An 18,011-nucleotide genomic window follows, 5' to 3' on the forward strand; every position below is an offset into this window, starting at 1 on the left:
ACCGCAGTCCCACGAATCACCGCAAGAACCCGATCACCATCAACCACAGCATCACTCAAACGCTTCAAAACAACAGCACCAACACCCTCACCACGCGCCATGCCGTTCGCCGACTCATCAAAAGTGGCACAACGACTGTCGACACTCAGCATCCGCGCTTGCGAGGTGAAGACGTACGGTTCGGGAGACAGGATCAGATTGCTCCCGCCGACCAGCGCCACCCGGCACGAGTTGTTTCGCAGCTTCTCTACAGCGAGGTCGATCGCCACCAGCGATGACGAACACGCGGTATCGATGGTCATGCTGGGGCCGGCGAGGTCGAGGGCGAACGACACTCGGTTCGACGTGATAGCCGGGGCGACACCGGTACTCGCATACTCCTTGGAATGACCGAAGTCCATCATCCAGTCGTAGTTCATCTGCCCGACGAACACTCCGGTCGACGATCCTCGCAGTGTTTCCCTGGTGTATCCGGCAGCGTAGAACGCCTCGTAGCTCACTTCCAGGAGAAGGCGCTGCTGAGGGTCCATCGACTGAACCTCCGCAAGGGGGATCCCGAAGAACTCATGGTCGAAAAGGTCAGCACCACTGATGAATGCGCCTCGTCGGCTATAACTCCCGCCCGGCGTGCCCACCTCCGCGCTGTAGATCTGTCCGATGTCGAACCGCGAGTCGGGGATGTCGGACATGCAGTCCTCGCCGCGTGTGAGCATCTGCCAGAACTCGTCGACAGAGCTCGCGTCGCCCGGTAGTCGACACGCGCTCGCGATCACCGCGATCGGTTCGTCAGAGGAGCCTTCGAACATTTCCCTTCGCTGCGGAGCGACGAGTTCCTCTCCTGACCTGACCTGTGCCGCAACACGATAGGCCGCGAGCTTGCCGGCACTGGGGTAGTTGAAGATCGCGGGATAGGGCAGATGGGTATCCCATGCGTCCCGCAGCCGATTCGCCAACTGCACCGCATACAGCGAGGTAAGGCCCTGTTCGGCGAAGGTACGTTCTGCGGACAGAGCATCCACAGCAACGTTCAGCACAGACGCGGTGTGGTAGAGAATCTCTTCCACGACACCGGTGTTGTCAATGTCAACGGGGGCTACAGGTTCGGCATTGTGCGCGATTTCCCGCAAACGTTTGACATCGACTTTGCTGTTCGCGGTCACCGGGATCTCTTCGAGCAGAATCCACACCTGCGGAGACATGTACGCCGGCAATCGTTCATCGATGTGCTTGCGCACCCGGCTTTCGAGCGCCTCGCTCGGGTGGGGTGTCGCGACGAATCCGACGATTCCGTCCGAGGGCTCCGACACACGAATTACGGCAGCCTTCGTGACTTCATGCAGCTGCTCGGCGCAGACCTCTACCTCAGATAGCTCAACGCGGTGTCCGCCGATCTTGACCTGAGAGTCCTTGCGTCCGAGGATCTCGATTTCCCCGTTGCCGAGATATCTCCCGAGGTCGCCGGTCTTGTACAGGCGCCCGAACCTGCTGGTCTGTATGAAACTTGTCGCTGTCAGTACCGGCTGATCGAAGTACCCGCGCGCGAGACCTCTTCCACCGATGTGGATTTCGCCGATCACGCCGTCGGGCGTGTAGCCCAACTCTTCGTTCAGCACGTGCATCGTCTGATTGGACAGCGGACGGCCATAGGGGACCAGGTCGGTTCCCAGGTCTTTCGTCTGCGTCGTGACCAGGTGGTAGTTCGACCAGATCGATGCCTCCGTTGCCCCGCCGAGTGCGTACAGCCGCAACTCCGGCTGGATCTGCAACGCACGATTCGCCAAGGCCATGGAAATGGCATCGCCGCTGAGCAGAACTGTCCCGAGGTCTCCGAGCAAGAGCTCTGGCCCACCTCGAGATGCCAGGAGCATCTCGAACGAGGTGGGAACACTGTTCCACACGGAGACGTGATGCATGGCGAGCCGCTCGCGCCAATAGTCCGGGTCGCGGGTGCCATCCGGCTTGCAGGTGACCAACGTTCCGCCCGCGCCGAGCGTACCGAAAATGTCCCATACCGAAAGATCGAAGCTGAGGGCCGAGATCCCGAACGTCACTACCTTGCCTCGGCCCGCTACCTTCTCGTTGATGTCGAGACAGGTATTCACCGCGCCCGCGTGGGTCGTCTCCACGCCCTTGGGCACCCCTGTTGAACCCGATGTAAAGATGATGTATGCCAGGTCATCCGCAGCCGCTGAGGTGGGATAAGGATGTCGCGCGCCGATCCCGTCCGCGATATGCATGTCGACATCGACAACGCAGATCGGGTGACTCGATTCGGCGGCTTCCGACGCATCCATCCCCAATGCCACCGTGGGCCCGTGGGTCAGCATCGCCGGACAGTTGGACTGGCCGACGATGGTGCGGATGCGCTCGATCGGGTCACTGGCGTTCAGCGGGATGTAGTGCGCTCCAGCGAGTAGAACACCGATGACGCTGACTACTTGTTCCCAGCCCTTTTCCTGAAGAACAGCGACGGAGGAGCCGCGCCGTACACCGTTCTCCTGTAGTTTGACGGCTACCGCATTCGCCAGGACGATCATCGACCGGTAGGTGATTTCTACATCGTGATCGATGATCGCGACCGCCTGGGGTCGCTCGACTGCTGCGTCGAGGACAGATTCGTGCAGTAGGCGGCTCCCCTGCTCGCCGCGGTCCCTATAGGTCTGGTTCAGTCGATTTCGCAGTTCCAGGACCGTTGCATCCAGAACTGCCGGATGGTTGATATCGAATGCCAGCCCTCGCAGAAGTCGTTGATAGCACTTCAGCATTTCTGCCATTTGCGCAGAAGCGAAGATGCTCGCGTCATAGTCCCAATTGACAGTGAGTTCACCGTCTACTTCGTAGACCTGACAGTCCAGTGAGATCTGCGGTGTCTGAGTACTTTGATAGTTCAGCGTGACGACCGTGTCCGCTAATCCCAAGTCGCCCTTGATGATTCCCAGAAACGAGGTGAAGACAACCGGAAACGACAGGTGGGCATCGCCACGCTGCTGTCGCAGCATGCGAATGAATTCCAGCCCGCTGACGTCTCCGTGCTCCATACCGCGGGTCAGCTGCTCGTGAAATCCGATGGCGGAGTCGACGACAGACTCACCGAGCCGCTTGGTTGCCGAACACAACGTGACGTCGGTGAATTCTCCGATTGTTTCGGAATAGTCGTTCTGCAGTGTGACCGGCCTGTTCGAGGTGGTTACCGCGATCGCGAACCTGGACTCTGCCGAGTACAACCGAATCGCCTCGGCGAACGCCGCCAGCAACAGCGAATTGGGTGTGATCTGCCGACTCTTCGCACATTCTTTGAGTGCGCCCCAATGCGCGGAATCCAGGACTACAGATTCTCGGGCAAAGGAGTGCTTTTCATTCATATTTTGTTTGGAGCGAGGCAGCTGGGGCGGGCCGGGGAACTCTTCACATCGCTCGGTCCAGTATTCCAGCGATACCGAGGAAGGACGTCGGCTTGCTAGCTCATCACAATGCTCGAAGAACTTGTGAGCAGCACCCGGCGGGGGCAGCAACCGGCGATCCCTGACCAGACTACGGTAGTGCGCGGCGACTCGCTGGCACAGTTTTACGGCACTGGCGGCATCGACGAACAACATGTCGAGCGCAAAGTGAATTCGAGTGGCTCCCGAGTGGAGTTGCGTCAACTCGACAATCCAATGCCGATGCGAAACCTCCAGGAGTGCATCGACATACTTCCTTCGGCGATCTTCAGGATCTTCCGGACCGTCGGACTCCACGGCTACCGGTAGCTCAGCATTACGCCGCTCCCCGATGCTCTGCCTCGAGCCATTCACAAGAACGGCGCTGAGCATGGGCTCTTCCTCGACGACCGACCGCACTGCCTCTTGAAAGGACCGGATGTTGAGATTCAGCACGTCGAACTCATGGTAGACAATGCACGGAAGATCTTGCTGCGCACCCAGCACATACGATTCCTGCATCGGGGTCAATGGGTGCGATTGCGTGCTGTCGAGTGACGGTTTCGGCGAAGTGGTCTGCCCGCGGTCCAGCGATGCACGAATTCCTTCGACTACTCGCGCAACCGTCATTCCGTTGAGAATTTGATAGGTAGGCTGCGGATCGAACAATCCTCGAACGCGTGTCGCGGTGAGGGAGTCGACTCCAAGAGCTCCGAAGAGTGTTTCGGTCGCGCGCTCGAGCTCATCTGCCGGCATACCGGTTGCTGTCGCGAGCAGTTCGAGGGAAGCGTTGCTTGTCATATCTGAACCTCATTTGGATCTGCGCTTCGATGCGTTGCGCTACTGCTTGATCGGTGACTATGTGCCCGTAGCGGCCGACACTGGCGAGTGCCCAGACGGCTACCCTTTTTCGCCGTGCGCTCGACACGGCCCGAGATTTCGCCTGGTGCCATGGGATCGGAAGAAGGGCACACCACTGATCGGGCTGTCGGCCCGATACAGGCGTGCGAGAGTCCTCATCCCGGGGCGGAATCGCGGTCCAGGGGTGAGGAGTGGATAGACCGCACCGTTGCGGTCGGAGGCGACGTCAATACATTTCGAATGTTCGCCGCAGGCAGCTAATGGATTGGTGCCGGCTTGGTCGCATAGACTATTCGGCGCGGTTCGACGGAGTTGCCCGGAAAGCGTCGGTCCGGATCACATGTGCTGCCAGATCTTGATCGTGCTGGGAAGCTCTCACCGGGGCCGCGCTGGAACCCCCGGTTGTTCTCACATCTCGACTGTCGCTGTGGCCGTAGACAGTCGGGGTCTCCGGAATCCACTTCACCGGACTGCTTCATCCACTCCCCCTTGTTGCTGGTCGATCGGTACTGCTCGCGTCGATGATTCGGTCCTCGATCGACTGTTCTCCTCGGCCGACGTCGTAGCAGTCCCTCCCCGCGCGAACCGATCTGTGACGTCGCAAACCACACTTCCGTCCCGGTCCGCCTCTGTCAAGGTAGTCAGCGAAAGTAGCTGCATAACAAGGGATTTCGTTCAACACCCGGCTTGACTACCGCGACTGGTAGGTCCGGGCCTGCCGCCGGTCCGTCGGGATCCACACTGGTGCAGGAAGTCCCCGCCTGTATGGTCGAGGCGTGATCGCCCATCGGACCGGGACGCACCAGCCGATCGTGCCGACCGGTAGTCGCCGACCCGCGCATCGCCTTCAGTCCCAAGCACACAGAGTTCGACGTTGACGGAAACGGAGCGTGTTCTTGAAAGACCTCGCAGGTACAGCGATCCGGGAAGAAGATGAGAGCCTTTCCCATCAGTGGGACATGGACCCTGCTCGCGGAAGCCTTCCCATTCAGCTCACCGAGTCCATCCGTGAGGCGTTCGAGACGTCGGGCCTAGCGCTGACGAAGTCTCCTACGAGAGAGACGGAGAGCGCTGAGTACGGTGCGTGCAGATTCGAGGTCGAAGGTCGGAGCATCGCCTTTCGCGTGGCCAAAACGACGCCTACCAAAGTGGGACAGTTCGTCACGATCTGGAAGAGGCCAGATCCCGCGAGCGAGATCGCACCGCTCGACTCCACGGACGACGTCAGCTCGGTCATCATCGCGGCCTTCGACAGAGATCATCGCGGCCTGTTCATCTTCAATCGTTCGGAATTGATTCGCAGAGGAGTGATGTCGGTCGCTGGGGACGGGGGGAAGCGGGCGATCCGCGTCTACGCACCGTGGGTGCACCCGGATTCCAAGCAGGCGATCCAGACCAAGCGGTGGCAGAGCGCCAGATTTGTCCAGCTCCAGCCGCAGGAGTCCGTCGACGCCGATCGGCTTCTGGATCTGATCCAGGGCTGAGCGACCTCCGATGAGCAACCTGGATCATTTGGTCCTGGCTACCCCGAACTTGGTCGAGACCGTGCGCACAGTGCGGGAAACGCTGGGTGTCAGTCCGGCCGAAGGCGGCCGCCACCCACGATTCGGCACTCGCAACTTCCTGCTCGGTCTGGGAGATGGCGGCTATCTCGAGATCATCGGCGTAGATCCCGACCAACTACCTCCGCGGCGGCCGCGCCCGTTCGGACTCGACGAGCTGACCGAACCACGCCTGGTGACCTGGGCAGCACAGGTGAACGGGATCGATGCCGCTGTATCGACCGCGCGCGCAGCGGGTTTCGATCCCGGCGAGGTATCGCAGATGTCTCGCGCTACCTCCGAAGGCCGCCTGCTCGAATGGCGACTCACGCTCAGTCCCGACGGCACTCATCATGGAGTGATCCCGTTCCTCATCGACTGGGGCACCACTCGACACCCGTCCGACACATTGCCCCGAGCGACGCTGCGCTCCTTCGAAGCCGTGCATCCCCGACCTGCGGTGGCCAGCGCCCAACTGCGGGCGCTCTCGATCGACCTCACCGTGCATCCCGGGGTACACCCGGCACTTGTCGCCGTCATCGAAGGTCCGGCGGGAGCGATCACCCTCCTCTAGGTGACCGACACGATTCGCACGGTGATCGTCTCCCGGTTTGCGCCAGTTCACCGTCGGCGACCGACCGTCACGACATCTCGCCACATTCCGAGTCGGCTACTTGGTCGGGAGCGCGTTCTGCAGGCCACCCACCTCGGTGATCTGCCAGTCGGCATTGCGGTCGACGGTGAGGGAGTAGGTGACGGTGGTCCGCGTTCCCTCGGGCGTCTGGGCGCTGGTGGAGACCACGTCGAGGTAGGCGTTGACCTTGTAGATGCCACCGTTTTCCGAGGTGACCGTCGCCGAGAGCGGCGTGGCCTTCGACGTCCACTGCAGTGGCAGCAGGATCTGCTCCAATTGCGGTGCGGTGGCGTCGAATTTCGCGGCCAGTTGCGGGGTGGTGCCGGTCCGCAGCCGGGTGAACCACGCCTGCACGTCGCGGTAGTCGATGGTGGACGCGCCGACCCCGTAGTCCGACGCGATCTGTTCGACATGCTCGGCGTCGGCGTCGCGGGCCTCGCGGTCGGCGATCGTCGCCTCGGCCGAGAAGTACAGCGCCGCGAAGGTGACGACCGCGGCGACGAGGACAGCCATCGCGGCGGTGGTCAGCACGGTCGACAGTCGCAGGGACACGGTGCGCGGCGGCTGCTCGGCAGCCTCGGTGGTGGTGGCTTCTTCGGTCGCTGTACTCATGGTCTGTCCTTCGTCCGGCTATTTGACGCCGATGCGGAAATGCACTGTGCCGTCGGCGTCCACGCTCTGCAGGGCTTGGTCGATCAGGGTGCTGATATCGATGGCGGGTGTCCGGTTCACCGCATCGGTGACGACCGGACCGAGAATCTGTCCCAGCGGGGCGATGCTCGGCCCGATCTCGTCGATCAGGGTGGTCAGGTCGGCCAGGAACGGCACGAGGCCGTCGCCGGTGAAGTAGGCGGGCACCGGACGACTCTCGACGAGCTCCGAGCCCGATTCGACGATCGCGTTCAGCGTCACGCCGAACTCGCCGAACAGCGGGCCCGCGGTGCCGAGCGAGGGCCCGAGCCACTCCATGTTGCCGCCGAGGGCCTGCATATCGGCGAACAGTTGCCGCACGGCCTCGGTGCGGCTGAGCAGGGTGGCCGCGAGCAGGGTCGACGACCGCTGCAAGGTCTGCATCGCCGTGTCCGTCCCGGCCAGCGCGCGGTCGAAGGTGTCGACCAGGTTCGCGATCGCCTCCGGATGGATCTGTTCGAGCAATTCGACCAGTCGGGCCGACAGAGCCGTGATGGTCATCGGCAGGTGGATCCGGTCCGCCGCGACGACCTGGCCGTCCTCGAGATACGGGCCCGCACCCGATTCCGGCGCGAAGGCGATATAGGGCTCACCGAGCGCCGAGAGCTGCTCGATCCGGACATCGCTGGACACCGGGATGCGGTAGCGGCTGTCGATCCGCAGCCGGACGAGCACCCCGCCCGCCTGCTTGCGCACCGACTCGGTGCGGCCGACCTGGACACCGGCCAGCAGGACAGGCGAATTCGGCGCGAGCCCGCCCGAGTTGTCCAGCCGCAGGTCGGCGGTGATGTAGCTCAGTCGCGGGTCCAGCCGCAGCACGCCGAGCGACATGTACCCGACCCCGAAGACCAGGACCGCCGCGATCGCGGAGAGCGACACTGCCGCACGGAGATTCATCGCACGAGTCCGATCATCCGCAGGGTGTCGACGATGCGGGCGGTGTGCTCGTCGGCAGTGACCGGGTCTGCCGACGGCCCGAGGGTGACGTCGACCAGGTCGACCTTCGGGCCGTGGGTGGCGAAGGGAACGAGATCGGTATTGATCAGGTCGATGAGCGCCTTCATGTTCGACGGTGAATCGGCGTCGAGCGGGCGGCTGCCCAGCAGCATGGGGACCAAGGCGCGGGTGGTGTCGTCCAGGGAGGACAGCAGCGGGCCGAGCCACTGCGCGCTCGGCGCGACCGGGCCGAGCGCGGTCAGCACGAAGATGACCCGGATCTGCGCGTTCACCGCATCGGTGGTGTGCTGGACGCCGTAGGGCGTGAGCAGTTCGTCGAGAATCGGTAGGTTCTGCTGCATGCCCTCCTCGACCGTGGCCTCCAAGCCGTCGAGCAGGGCGTCGACCGAGTGCAGGTGGTCGCCGAGGTCGGTGATGTCGGCGCCGAGAATACCTGCGAGGCGGGCGGTGTCGCGCGGATCGTCGGGGAACACGCCGTTCATGGTGCGGACGATGGATTGGAAGTCGGTCACCGCTCCGCTGCCGATGAAGGTGGACAGCCCGGCCAGGATGTCCTCGATCGGGGGCGACTGGGTCGTGTCCGCGAGGGGGATGGTCGCACCCGCCGTCAGCTCGCCCGCCCGCGCTTGCGCCGGTTCACTCAGCGCGATGTGGACGTCGCCCAGCGGCGTCTCCTGGCGAAGTTCGGCGGTGGTGCCGGCCGAGAGCCGTACCGACTGCCCGATGGCCACATCGGCGATGGCATAGCCGGGCACGGCCGCCCGGTCCGGTGTGGCGGCGACGGGATCGACGAGGGTGACCCCGGTGAGCATGCCGACCCGGACACCGGCCGCGATCACCTTGGCGCCCTGCGGAAGATTGAGCACATCGGCGAACTCGATCCGCAGCGGATACGTCGGGCCGTCGACACCGGAACCCGGAACCGGTAGGTCGGCGGGCTGGAAGCCGCAGCCGGTGGCGGCGAGCAGCACCGCGAACAGGAGCAGGGCGGCGCGTCTCATCGTGCGCTCACCGCCCCGAGCAGCAGGGGCAGGGCAGGAATCGTCATCGCACCGCTTTCGGCCGCCTGGCATCGCTGCCCGGTGATGATCTGCACGGCCGCACAGACCTGGGCCGTGTCGTGCTGGGCGAGTACGAGTTTCGGTGGTGTGTAGCCGATGGTCAGCGCACCACTGGCCGGGTCGACGGCGCCGGCGAAGCCGCTCGCCACGGCCGGAGTCATGGCGATGACGTCGGCGAGCGAGCCGACGCCCGCCGCGATCATGCGCGAAAGATCCGGCACGGAATCCAAGGCGCGCAGCGCGGGCGAACCGAACATCACGATCACGTCGTTGAGCTGAGGCAGCAGATCGGCGAGCGCGGCGACGATCTCGATGATCGGCGGGAAAGCGATGGTGACGATGTCGTTGAACGTCTGCGGCAGCCCACTCACCGTGGTCTCCACCTGGGACCAGCCGCCGCGGGCCCGGTGCGCGAGCTCGGTGAGCGCGTCGAGCAGTTGCCCGATGTGGCCGATCGCCGCGTCGGGTGCGGCCAGTGCCCTGCTCAGTGCGGCGATGACGTCGTTGATCTGGTCGCCCGTCCCCGCCGTCGCGCGATCGAGCGCGTCGATTCCGGCCCCGACGGCGGTGCGCTGCGAGGGATCTCCCGCACCGTTGAGCTGGTCGGCGAGCCCGGCCAGCGCGTCGAAGGTCCGCGTCAGGCTCTTGGGGGTCAGGGTCTTGGTGATGCACTCGCTCGAATTCCAGCCCGGCCCAGCGGGTTCGGCGCCGATCAGGGCCAGCCGCCGGTCGGCGATCAAGGTGTCGCTGACGGTCACCGCCCCGACATCGACCGGCAGCTTGCGATCGGCGCGGACGGCGAATTCGACGCGCGCCACCGCACCGTCGATGCTGATCTCGGTGACCCGCCCGACCTGCACCCCCATGACCGTGACCGCGCTGCCCTCGTAGAGCCCGATGCTGTCGGGCATTTCGGCGCAGTAGCCACGCATCGGCGGATTCGGCGAACTCAGCCGCAGACCGATCGCACCGGCGAGGACCACCACCACCACGACCACGACCGACATCAGCCCGCGCGATCCCAGGATCTTCGTCAGCATCAACAACCACCTCCGGGCAGTGGCACACACACGGTAGGGAGCTGGATCGTCGCGCCGGACTGATCGATGCTCACTCCACCGCCCGCGGGCAGCAGTGGGAGCAGCTGCTGTTCGAACGCACGCACCGAATCGAGCAGGGTGCCCAGCTGCGCGACGAGCTCCTCGAGTGGGCCGATGGCATCGGCGAGCGGCTGGACGCGCTGTTTGATCGTCGCGTCCCACGCCCGACCGAGCGGAGTGAGGTCGTGCAGGATCACCGCCATATCCCGCAGGGACACGGCGGCCTGAACCTTGTTGACCTGGATGATCTCTTCGAGCGTGCCGAGCGTGATGAGCAGGTCCCGCAGCACGTCGGCGTTCGCGTCGAGCGCGGTCAGGTATTCGTCGGCGATGGACAGGGCGCGGGAGATGTCGGCGTTCTGCTTGTCCAGGATCGCGACCATGTCACCGGCGGCGCGCACCGTCGACCGCACGGCATCCGGGCTCTTGTCGATCGCGGTGGACAGTGCGGCGAGGTCGCGCCGGAAGACGGTCCCGTCGATCCGCCGGACCGGCGCCACCGCGTCCTGGAACGCCTTGGTCAGGTTGTAGGGCACGATGACTCGCTCCAGGGGGATCACCGTGTCACCGAGTGGTTTCGTCCCGGCGGGCAGCACGGCCACGTAATAGCCCCCCACGAAGGTCAGCATCCGAATGTCGAGAGTGGTCTGGTCACCGAGGAACGCGTCCTCGTCGACGGTGAATTCCATCCTGACCCGATCGGGCAGCAGGGTCAGCGAGGTCACCTTCCCGACCGGGATTCCCGCGAGTCGCACGTCATCTCCCGTGCGGACCGAGCCCGCCTGGGTCATCTCGGCGGAATACGTTCGCTCACTGGTCGTTCCGGTGACATACACCGCGCCGATCGCGACCAGTAACAGCACGGCCGCGCACATTCCCGCTATCCCCCAGCGCAATTCGCCTGCCCGGGGATCGGCGGCGCGGCTCGCTTCTATCGGTGACACAGCACGATCCCCTGTCCGGCGATGAGTACCTGCAGCGGTTCGGGTGCGGTGGCATTCCCGTGCAAGCAGGTGAGGTCGGGGCCGCTGGGTGGAATCGCCTGTGTCATCGCCTGAATGAGGCCGGGCAGGCTCTCGAACGCGGCTACCGCGTCGTAGGGGTCGGGGAAAGCCCTGCTGAGTGCGGCATCGAGGTCTCGACCGGGCTCGCCGGTGACCCCGAAGACGGTCAGTATGCTTCGCAGTGGTTGCAGGACACCGGGTATCCCGTTCGTGAACTCGAAGAGTCCGGGCAGCTTCTCGGTGATGGTGATGAACAGGTTGGTCAGATTGGTCAGCAGGGTCATCGCATTGCCCGACTTTCCGCCGAGATGATCGGCCACCTGGGCGAGGTTGCCCGCCAGGGTCGCCAGCACCGCCTGCCGATCGGAGGCGTAGCGACTGAGCTTGTCGATGGCGCCCAGCGCCTGCCCGATACCCGTCCCGTCGCCTTGGATCACCGCGAGGATGCTGGTCGCGAACTGATTGAGATCGTCGGGCGAGAGTTCGGCCAGCACCGGCTGCAAGCCTTTGAACAGTCGGGTGATGTCGAAATCGGGCACCGTTTCCGCGGTGCCGAACACCGCTGCCGGATCACGCTGCCCCCCAGGCTGTTCGGGCTGCTCGATGTCCAGATACCGGAAGCCGGTGAGGTTCTGGTACCGGATCGCGATCACAGTATTGGTGAACAGCGCCCGATCCCTGCTGACGGTGAACCGCACGCGAGCGAGCGCGCCGTCGAGTTCGACCGCGCGCACCTTGCCGACCTGCACGCCGTAGAGACGCACGTCGTCGCCACCGCGCAGGCCGTTCGCATCGGTGAACAGCGCTGTGTAGGTGTCTGTTTCGCCGTCGACGGGTCGTTCGATCACGCGCAGGACGCCCACCAGCACCACACCCATCAGCAGGACCGCGGAGGCTACGCGCAGCAGCAGGGCACGGGTCGTCATCAGCGGACGCCCCCGAGCATCGAGGACAGCGGTGTCGCCAGGCCGGGCACCACATCCAGTTCGACCCCGGCGGTGAGCACCGGGCCGTCGGGTGTGTCGCGGAAGGCGGTGTCGAGGCGGGTGAGTAGTTCGCTCAGCTGCTGCGCAGAGCGTTCCGGGGTGCTGACCGACGCGGAAAGCCGGTCGAGGACAAGGCTGATCATGGGCAGGATTCCACCGAAATACTGTCGGGACGTGCTGAGCAGTTGGGTGACGGTCGGCAGCAACTGGTATTGGATGCCTTCGAACATCTGGCCGAAGCGCTGGAGTTGATCGGGTACCGCCAGGTACTTGTTCGTGTACTCCGCGTACAGCAGCGTCAGCCCGCCGGTGAGCATCGGCGGCAACCCGGTCAGCGCCGAACCGAACTGTTCGAACAGCATCGACGGCGGGAGCTGCCTGGTTTCGGCATAGGAACGGGCGGTCGTGCCGATGGCCTGCATCAGCGGCGTGAAGGCTGTGAGGTCGCGCGAGATCGTGCTGAGCAGTTCGACGAGTTTGGGTGTCAGCACCTCGTCGGTGAGCTGTCCCGTCGATTTCAGCAGGGCCGAGAGCGTCGCGTCGTGAACCCGATCGGCTTCGCGGTCGGTGAGGTCGACGATCGAACCGTCGACCAGCTCGGCGCCGCCCGCCGTCGAGTGCAGCTCGATGGCGCTGATGCCGAAGAGGTTTCCCGGCGCGTAGTCGACGGTCAGCGCGTTCGTCAGGCCGAACAGCTGAGACCCGCTCAGCGTCAGCTCGATGCGCTGTGTGCTGCGGCCCGCGAAGTCGATCGTGGCGACCGAGCCGACGCGCACGCCATCGAGCCGGACATCGGTCCCCTCCCCCACCCCCTCGCCGACCTCGCCGACCAGCAACGCGACCTGGATCTGGTCGGCGGGCTCACTGTCGGGCACCACCCGCCAGACGAGCACGCCGAGCAGCGTGAGCACGATGGCGAGGGTGCCGAGTACGCGGGCGCGCAGTGGCCCGACTTCGGTTCCCGGCAGGGCATAAGCAGGCATGGCATCACCCGGTGAACGTGACGGGAGATTGGAATCCCCACAGTGCGATGGTGGCGACCATGTCGAGCGCGATGATCGCCACCAGGCTCGCCCGAATGGCGCGCCCGGAACCGATGCCGACGCCCTCGGGGCCGCCCGTGGCGAAATAGCCCTGATAGCAATGGATCAGCACGACAGCGACCGCGAAAACCATCACCTTGACGGTCGCGGCGAAGACATCCCAGCCGACGACGAACTGATCGAAGTAGTGGTTGTACGTTCCGGTCGGCGTCCCATGGATGGTCGTCACGATGAAGGCGCAGGAGAAGTAGCTCAGGATCAGCGCGACCACGAATGCCGGTGCGACGGCGAAGATCCCGGCGATGACCCGGGTCGTCACGACGAACGGCACCGAGCGGATGCCGAGCGATTCCAGTGCGTCGATCTCCTCGGAGATGCGCATGGAGCCGATCTCGGCGGTCATCCGACACCCGGCTTGGGCCGCGAATCCGATCCCGGCCGCGATCGGCGCGAGCTCACGGGTGACACCGAAGGCCGAGATGAGACCACTGAGCTGACCGAGGGACAACAGATTCAGCGCGCTGAACGCCTCGATACCGATGGACGCGCCCATGGCCGCACCGAGCAGCAGCATCAGCGGTACCACACCGCCGCCGATGATCACCGAACCGCGGCCCCAGGTCATGTCCGTCACCATCGTGATCGTCTGACGGCGGTAGTGCACGAGGGTGTAGGGCACCGACGACAGCACCTGCCAGCAGAAGCCGAGCACGAACCCGATGGACTCGATCGGGCCGAACGGCCGAATGCCACGGCGGCGGAGCCGGCCGACCCACCGCAGCGCGCCGGGATAGTAGGGAGCGCTCATCAGGCCATCCTCACCGGGAAGAACATGGTGACGACCTGGGTGATCACGGTGTTCAGGACGACGGCCGCGGCGATCGACATCACCACGGCCGCATTGACCCCGTCGGCGACACCGCGCGGTCCGCCCTTGGCCTCCAACCCGCGTTGACAGGCGATGACGACGACCAGGAAACCGAAGATCAGCGCCTTGACCAGCGAGACCCACACGTCGATCGAGGTGGTGAAGGCGCCGAAGGACTGCCAGTAACTGCCAGGGGTGACGTTCAGCGCCGACACCGCGACCACGAAGCCCGAACTGACGCCGATGAAGATGATCAGGACATTGAGCAGCGGCGCGACCAGCATCATGGCCGCGATGCGCGGCACGACCAGGCGTTGCACCGGGTCGATGCCCATCACCCGCAGTGCGTCGACCTCTTCGCGGACGGTTCTGGCGCCGAGGTCGGCCGCGATGGCGGCGGCGCCCGCCCCGCCCAGCAGCATCGCGGTGGCCATCGGCGCACCCTGTTTGATGACGCCGAGTCCGCCCGCCGCACCGATCATCGAATCGGCGCCGAGTTCGGACACGATATTGCCGACTTGCGCGGAAACGATGACACCGAACGGAATGGCCATCAAAATGCTCGGCACCGCGGTGACTCTGATCAGAAACCAGGCTTGCGTGAGGGTTTCGTGTACCTGGAATCGCCCTCGAATGGCGTCGATCGTGCCGATGTAGATCGCTGCGGCGCCGATATGCAATGCGCGGCCGAGAGTCGCCACACTCGAAAGGACGGTGTCGGAGAAGTTCCGACGAATTACTTGTCCAGCGCTGACCTGTTCCCCTTCCGGCGCTTCCGGGTCACCAGCGCCCGTCACACCACCGCGAGCCGGTGCAACTTCGCCGTCTACCCGTGCCATGCCGGTGACCGTACCATATGATTTAGACCACATTCCAGACACTGGTCCAGATTGCTGACCGGCTTCGAACGGACGTTCACCGGCCGGTCAGAGCCACGAAGTCGGAGAAAGCGTTGTGTCGAACTTGCGTCGATGATACCGTCCAGACACATGTCCAGCTACGTGTCTCCCTCGGGGTTGCAGGCCCCCGCCGCCGAAGGGGACGACCTATCGAAACCGGGGTATTCGCGATGACCAGCGCCACTGTGGAGCCCGTGACTTTCGACCCGTACGACTACGGATTCCATGAAGACCCGTACCCGACTTACCACCGATTGCGCACCGAGGCGCCGCTTTACCACAATCCGGAGCTCGATTTCTGGGCGCTTTCCCGGCATTCCGATGTGGTCGCGGCATTTCGGGACAGCAATCGGCTGTCGAGTGCCAATGGTGTCTCCCTCGATCCGGCGGCCTGGGGTCCGCACGCACATCGGGTGATGTCATTCCTGGCGATGGACGATCCGCGGCATATGCGGATGCGCAGACTCGTTTTCAAGGGTTTCACACCGAAACGTGTGGCCGAGATGGAAGTCCGGATCCGGGAGATCACCCTCGAGCATCTCGAGCCGGCGCTCGCGCGAGGCAGCTTCGACTGGATCGACGAGGTCGCGGGCAAGCTGCCGATGGACGTCATCTCCGAACTGATGGGCGTGCCCGAGCCCGATCGCGCCGAGATCCGCCGCCTGGCCGACCTGGTGGTGCACCGAGAAGAGGGCGTGCTCGACGTACCGGTCGACGCGATCGACGCCTCGATCCGGCTGTTCGGCTACTACGCCGACATGGTCGCCCAGCGCCGCGCCGCGCCCGCCGACGATCTCACCTCGGCGCTGCTCGATGCCGAGATCGACGACGACACCCTCACCGACGAGGAGATCATCGGCTTCATGTTCCTGATGGTCGTCGCCGGAAACGAGACCACCACAAAGCTTTTGGGCAACGCTCTCTACTGGGCGGGCGCCAACCCCGCGGAGTACGCCAAGGTCGTCGCCGAACCGGAGCTGGTCAACGACTGGGTGGAGGAGACCCTGCGCTACGACACCTCCAGCCAGATCGTGGCCCGCACCGCGGCGGTCGACCTCGAATACCACGGTGGCACCATCCCGGCGGGCGCGAAGGTGCTGTTGCTGATCGGCTCGGCCAACCGCGATCCGGCGGCCTTCGACGACGGTGACAGCTACGTCATCGATCGCAGCAGCAGCTCGGCGCTCGCCAGTTTCGGTGCGGGCGTGCACTTCTGCCTCGGCGCGCACCTGGCTCGACTGGAGGCCACCATCGTGCTCGGCGAATTCGCCTCGCGGGTAGCGACTTTCGACGTCGCTGTCGACGGCATCGCCCGGGTGCACTCCACGAACGTCCGTGGCTTCGCCAAACTCCCCATCACAGTAGAGGTCAGCTAGTGCCCCGATTCGAACCCAACCCCGACCGCAGGCCCGTGCTGGTAGCGGGCGCCTCCTCCGGCATCGGCGCCGCGACCGCCGTCGCCCTGGCCCAGCTCGGCCATCCGGTGACGCTTGGCGCGCGCCGGGTCGAGCTGTGCGAGGAGATCGCCGCCAAGATCCGCGCCGGCGGCGGCGAGGCGTACGCCCACCGGCTCGACGTCACCGATGCCGTCTCCGTCGACGAGTTCGTGACGGCCGCCGAGCGCACACTCGGCCCGACCGAGATCCTCGTCTCCGGTGCGGGCGACATCGAATTCTCGCTGGTGGGCGAGATGGACCCGGAGCGATTCCTGTTCCAGGTGCAGGTCCACCTCGTCGGCGCGCAACGGCTCATCCACCGGGTGCTGCCGGGGATGACAGCGCGGCGACGCGGCGATCTCGTCGTGATCAGCTCCGACTGCGCCGACAACCCACGGCCGCGATCCGGGGCCTACAGCGCCGCGAAGAACGGCCTCGAAGCGATGGTCGGGCAGTTGCGTATGGAACTGGAAGGCAGCGGGATTCGCGCCTCACTGGTACGGCCGGGCCCGACCCTGACCGGGATGGGCATGGACTCGACCCCCGAGATCGTCGGGCCGGTGCTGCAGGACTGGAAGGACTGGGGCTTGGCCCGCCACCCCTACATGTTGCGTCCCGAACACCTCGCCGATGCGGTCGCGACCGTCGTCTCCGTCCCCCGTGGCGCCCACATGGTGCTGGTCGAGGTGCAGCCAGAGGCGCCGCTGCGGCCGGTGCCGGAGGGAGGCGCGTCATGAGAATCGTGGTCGATCTGGACCTGTGCCAGGGACACGGGGTCTGTCAGGACGAAGCGCCCGCTGTCTTCACCGTGCCCAAACGCGGCCTGGTCGAGATCCTGGACGCCACTCCGGGCGACGCGCAACGCAAGGCCGTCGAGGCCGCGATCCGCTACTGCCCCACCCAAGCTCTGTCGATCGCCGACGGCGGCGAATCCGATTCCTCTGCGAAAGGCACAGTCTGATGGCAAGTTTCGAGCGGTCCGAACTCGACGAGATGGTTCGGCGCTGGGTCGTGGAGAACCAGCGGTGCGAGGAGAAGGGCGACTGGAAGCCCCTCGCCGAGATGTACACGGTAGATGCGACTTACGGCTGGAACTACGGTCCCAAGCAGGAGTTCATGTCCGTCGGCCGCGACGAGATCCGCGACTACGCCCTCGGCCAGGAGATGCTCGGCCTCGAAGGGTGGACCTATCCGTACCAGGAGTTCGTGATCGACGAGCGCAGCGGCACCGTGATCGGCTTCTGGAAGCAGATCAACGAGGGCAAGCGCGCCGACGGCCGCCACTACTCCCCCGAGGGCATCGGCGGCAGCTGGTTCCGCTACGGCGGTGACTTCCAATGGTCCTGGCAGCGCGACTTCTTCGACTTCGGCAATGTCTCGGCGATGTTCCTCGACATGATCACCGACAACGCGCTGTCGCCGGGCATGCACAAGCGCATCGAGCGCTCGGTATCGCGTGACCCGCTGCCCGGCTGGTACCGCGTCGGCGAATCACCCGCCTCCCTGTGGTGA

At 64.8% G+C, this 18,011-nt stretch carries 16 protein-coding genes; 6 read left to right on the forward strand and 10 right to left on the reverse strand.

What is annotated here, in order from left to right; all coding sequences use genetic code 11:
* A partial coding sequence (locus ACFWPX_RS29015) for an amino acid adenylation domain-containing protein (RefSeq protein WP_378930728.1) occupies nucleotides 1-4,220 on the reverse strand: 4,220 nt, incomplete at its 3' end.
* Between the two features lie 956 nt (nucleotides 4,221-5,176).
* On the opposite strand from ACFWPX_RS29015, the gene ACFWPX_RS29020 reads away from it, so the two are divergent.
* On the forward strand, nucleotides 5,177-5,764 hold the full coding sequence (locus ACFWPX_RS29020) for a MepB family protein (protein ID WP_378930730.1): 588 nt from the start codon (nucleotides 5,177-5,179) through the stop codon (nucleotides 5,762-5,764).
* Nucleotides 5,765-5,774: 10 nt separating this feature from the next.
* Nucleotides 5,775-6,395, forward strand: coding sequence for a VOC family protein (locus tag ACFWPX_RS29025; protein ID WP_378930732.1), 621 nt, complete (start codon nucleotides 5,775-5,777; stop codon nucleotides 6,393-6,395).
* A 96-nt stretch (nucleotides 6,396-6,491) separates the two neighbouring features.
* On the opposite strand, the gene ACFWPX_RS29030 is transcribed toward ACFWPX_RS29025, so the two are convergent.
* Genes ACFWPX_RS29030 through ACFWPX_RS29070 form a run of 9 tightly spaced genes read right to left on the reverse strand, consistent with a single transcriptional unit; the run spans nucleotide 6,492 to nucleotide 15,003 of the window.
* Nucleotides 6,492-7,067, reverse strand: a complete 576-nt coding sequence (locus ACFWPX_RS29030) for a hypothetical protein (RefSeq protein WP_378930734.1) — start codon at nucleotides 7,065-7,067, stop codon at nucleotides 6,492-6,494.
* Nucleotides 7,068-7,085: 18 nt separating this feature from the next.
* Nucleotides 7,086-8,042 carry an MlaD family protein gene (locus ACFWPX_RS29035; protein ID WP_378930736.1) on the reverse strand — a complete coding sequence of 319 codons (957 nt, stop codon included), beginning with the start codon at nucleotides 8,040-8,042 and terminating at the stop codon, nucleotides 7,086-7,088.
* Complete coding sequence (locus tag ACFWPX_RS29040; protein WP_378930738.1) at nucleotides 8,039-9,103, reverse strand: MlaD family protein; 1,065 nt, start codon at nucleotides 9,101-9,103, stop codon at nucleotides 8,039-8,041. Before ACFWPX_RS29040 ends, ACFWPX_RS29035 begins: the two co-directional genes overlap by 4 nt.
* Nucleotides 9,100-10,203: an MlaD family protein gene (locus ACFWPX_RS29045; protein ID WP_378930740.1), complete on the reverse strand. Its 1,104-nt coding sequence runs from the start codon at nucleotides 10,201-10,203 to the stop codon at nucleotides 9,100-9,102. The genes ACFWPX_RS29040 and ACFWPX_RS29045 overlap by 4 nt, the downstream gene beginning before the upstream one ends.
* Nucleotides 10,203-11,207 carry an MlaD family protein gene (locus ACFWPX_RS29050; protein WP_378930742.1) on the reverse strand — a complete coding sequence of 335 codons (1,005 nt, stop codon included), beginning with the start codon at nucleotides 11,205-11,207 and terminating at the stop codon, nucleotides 10,203-10,205. Before ACFWPX_RS29050 ends, ACFWPX_RS29045 begins: the two co-directional genes overlap by 1 nt.
* Complete coding sequence (locus tag ACFWPX_RS29055; protein WP_378930744.1) at nucleotides 11,195-12,193, reverse strand: MlaD family protein; 999 nt, start codon at nucleotides 12,191-12,193, stop codon at nucleotides 11,195-11,197. Before ACFWPX_RS29055 ends, ACFWPX_RS29050 begins: the two co-directional genes overlap by 13 nt.
* The gene (locus tag ACFWPX_RS29060; protein WP_378930746.1) at nucleotides 12,193-13,236 is read right to left on the reverse strand and encodes an MlaD family protein; all 1,044 of its coding nucleotides are present in this window, start codon (nucleotides 13,234-13,236) and stop codon (nucleotides 12,193-12,195) included. The genes ACFWPX_RS29055 and ACFWPX_RS29060 overlap by 1 nt, the downstream gene beginning before the upstream one ends.
* Nucleotides 13,237-13,240: 4 nt before the next feature.
* Entirely contained in the window at nucleotides 13,241-14,104 is an 864-nt protein-coding gene (locus ACFWPX_RS29065; RefSeq protein WP_378930749.1) for an ABC transporter permease, read from the reverse strand.
* Nucleotides 14,104-15,003: an MlaE family ABC transporter permease gene (locus tag ACFWPX_RS29070; RefSeq protein ID WP_378930753.1), complete on the reverse strand. Its 900-nt coding sequence runs from the start codon at nucleotides 15,001-15,003 to the stop codon at nucleotides 14,104-14,106. The genes ACFWPX_RS29065 and ACFWPX_RS29070 overlap by 1 nt, the downstream gene beginning before the upstream one ends.
* 230 nt (nucleotides 15,004-15,233) lie before the next feature.
* Between ACFWPX_RS29070 and ACFWPX_RS29075 the strand changes: the two genes are divergently transcribed.
* The 4 genes from ACFWPX_RS29075 to ACFWPX_RS29090 are packed head-to-tail and all read left to right on the forward strand — an operon-like array spanning nucleotide 15,234 to nucleotide 18,011.
* Nucleotides 15,234-16,439 (forward strand): cytochrome P450, encoded by a 1,206-nt coding sequence (locus ACFWPX_RS29075; RefSeq protein WP_378930755.1) that lies wholly within the window; start codon nucleotides 15,234-15,236, stop codon nucleotides 16,437-16,439.
* On the forward strand, nucleotides 16,439-17,236 hold the full coding sequence (locus ACFWPX_RS29080) for an SDR family oxidoreductase (protein ID WP_378930757.1): 798 nt from the start codon (nucleotides 16,439-16,441) through the stop codon (nucleotides 17,234-17,236). The genes ACFWPX_RS29075 and ACFWPX_RS29080 overlap by 1 nt, the downstream gene beginning before the upstream one ends.
* The gene (locus tag ACFWPX_RS29085) at nucleotides 17,233-17,460 is read left to right on the forward strand and encodes a ferredoxin (RefSeq protein WP_378930759.1); all 228 of its coding nucleotides are present in this window, start codon (nucleotides 17,233-17,235) and stop codon (nucleotides 17,458-17,460) included. The genes ACFWPX_RS29080 and ACFWPX_RS29085 overlap by 4 nt, the downstream gene beginning before the upstream one ends.
* Nucleotides 17,460-18,011 carry a nuclear transport factor 2 family protein gene (locus tag ACFWPX_RS29090; RefSeq protein ID WP_378917152.1) on the forward strand — a complete coding sequence of 184 codons (552 nt, stop codon included), beginning with the start codon at nucleotides 17,460-17,462 and terminating at the stop codon, nucleotides 18,009-18,011. Before ACFWPX_RS29085 ends, ACFWPX_RS29090 begins: the two co-directional genes overlap by 1 nt.

The organism is Nocardia sp. NPDC058518, from assembly GCF_042719655.1.
Taxonomy (GTDB): Bacteria; Actinomycetota; Actinomycetes; order Mycobacteriales; family Mycobacteriaceae; genus Nocardia.

What these genes read in the sequence shown, in the direction of transcription:
- ACFWPX_RS29025 (WP_378930732.1), top strand. Translation starts at nt 5,775, where the DNA reads ATGAGCAACCTGGATCATTTGGTCCTGGCTACCCCGAACTTGGTCGAG.
- ACFWPX_RS29030 (WP_378930734.1), bottom strand. Translation starts at nt 7,067, where the DNA reads ATGAGTACAGCGACCGAAGAAGCCACCACCACCGAGGCTGCCGAGCAG.
- ACFWPX_RS29035 (WP_378930736.1), bottom strand. Translation starts at nt 8,042, where the DNA reads ATGAATCTCCGTGCGGCAGTGTCGCTCTCCGCGATCGCGGCGGTCCTG.
- ACFWPX_RS29040 (WP_378930738.1), bottom strand. Translation starts at nt 9,103, where the DNA reads ATGAGACGCGCCGCCCTGCTCCTGTTCGCGGTGCTGCTCGCCGCCACC.
- ACFWPX_RS29045 (WP_378930740.1), bottom strand. Translation starts at nt 10,203, where the DNA reads ATGCTGACGAAGATCCTGGGATCGCGCGGGCTGATGTCGGTCGTGGTC.
- ACFWPX_RS29055 (WP_378930744.1), bottom strand. Translation starts at nt 12,193, where the DNA reads ATGACGACCCGTGCCCTGCTGCTGCGCGTAGCCTCCGCGGTCCTGCTG.
- ACFWPX_RS29060 (WP_378930746.1), bottom strand. Translation starts at nt 13,236, where the DNA reads ATGCCTGCTTATGCCCTGCCGGGAACCGAAGTCGGGCCACTGCGCGCC.
- ACFWPX_RS29065 (WP_378930749.1), bottom strand. Translation starts at nt 14,104, where the DNA reads ATGAGCGCTCCCTACTATCCCGGCGCGCTGCGGTGGGTCGGCCGGCTC.
- ACFWPX_RS29070 (WP_378930753.1), bottom strand. Translation starts at nt 15,003, where the DNA reads ATGGCACGGGTAGACGGCGAAGTTGCACCGGCTCGCGGTGGTGTGACG.
- ACFWPX_RS29075 (WP_378930755.1), top strand. Translation starts at nt 15,234, where the DNA reads ATGACCAGCGCCACTGTGGAGCCCGTGACTTTCGACCCGTACGACTAC.
- ACFWPX_RS29085 (WP_378930759.1), top strand. Translation starts at nt 17,233, where the DNA reads ATGAGAATCGTGGTCGATCTGGACCTGTGCCAGGGACACGGGGTCTGT.
- ACFWPX_RS29090 (WP_378917152.1), top strand. Translation starts at nt 17,460, where the DNA reads ATGGCAAGTTTCGAGCGGTCCGAACTCGACGAGATGGTTCGGCGCTGG.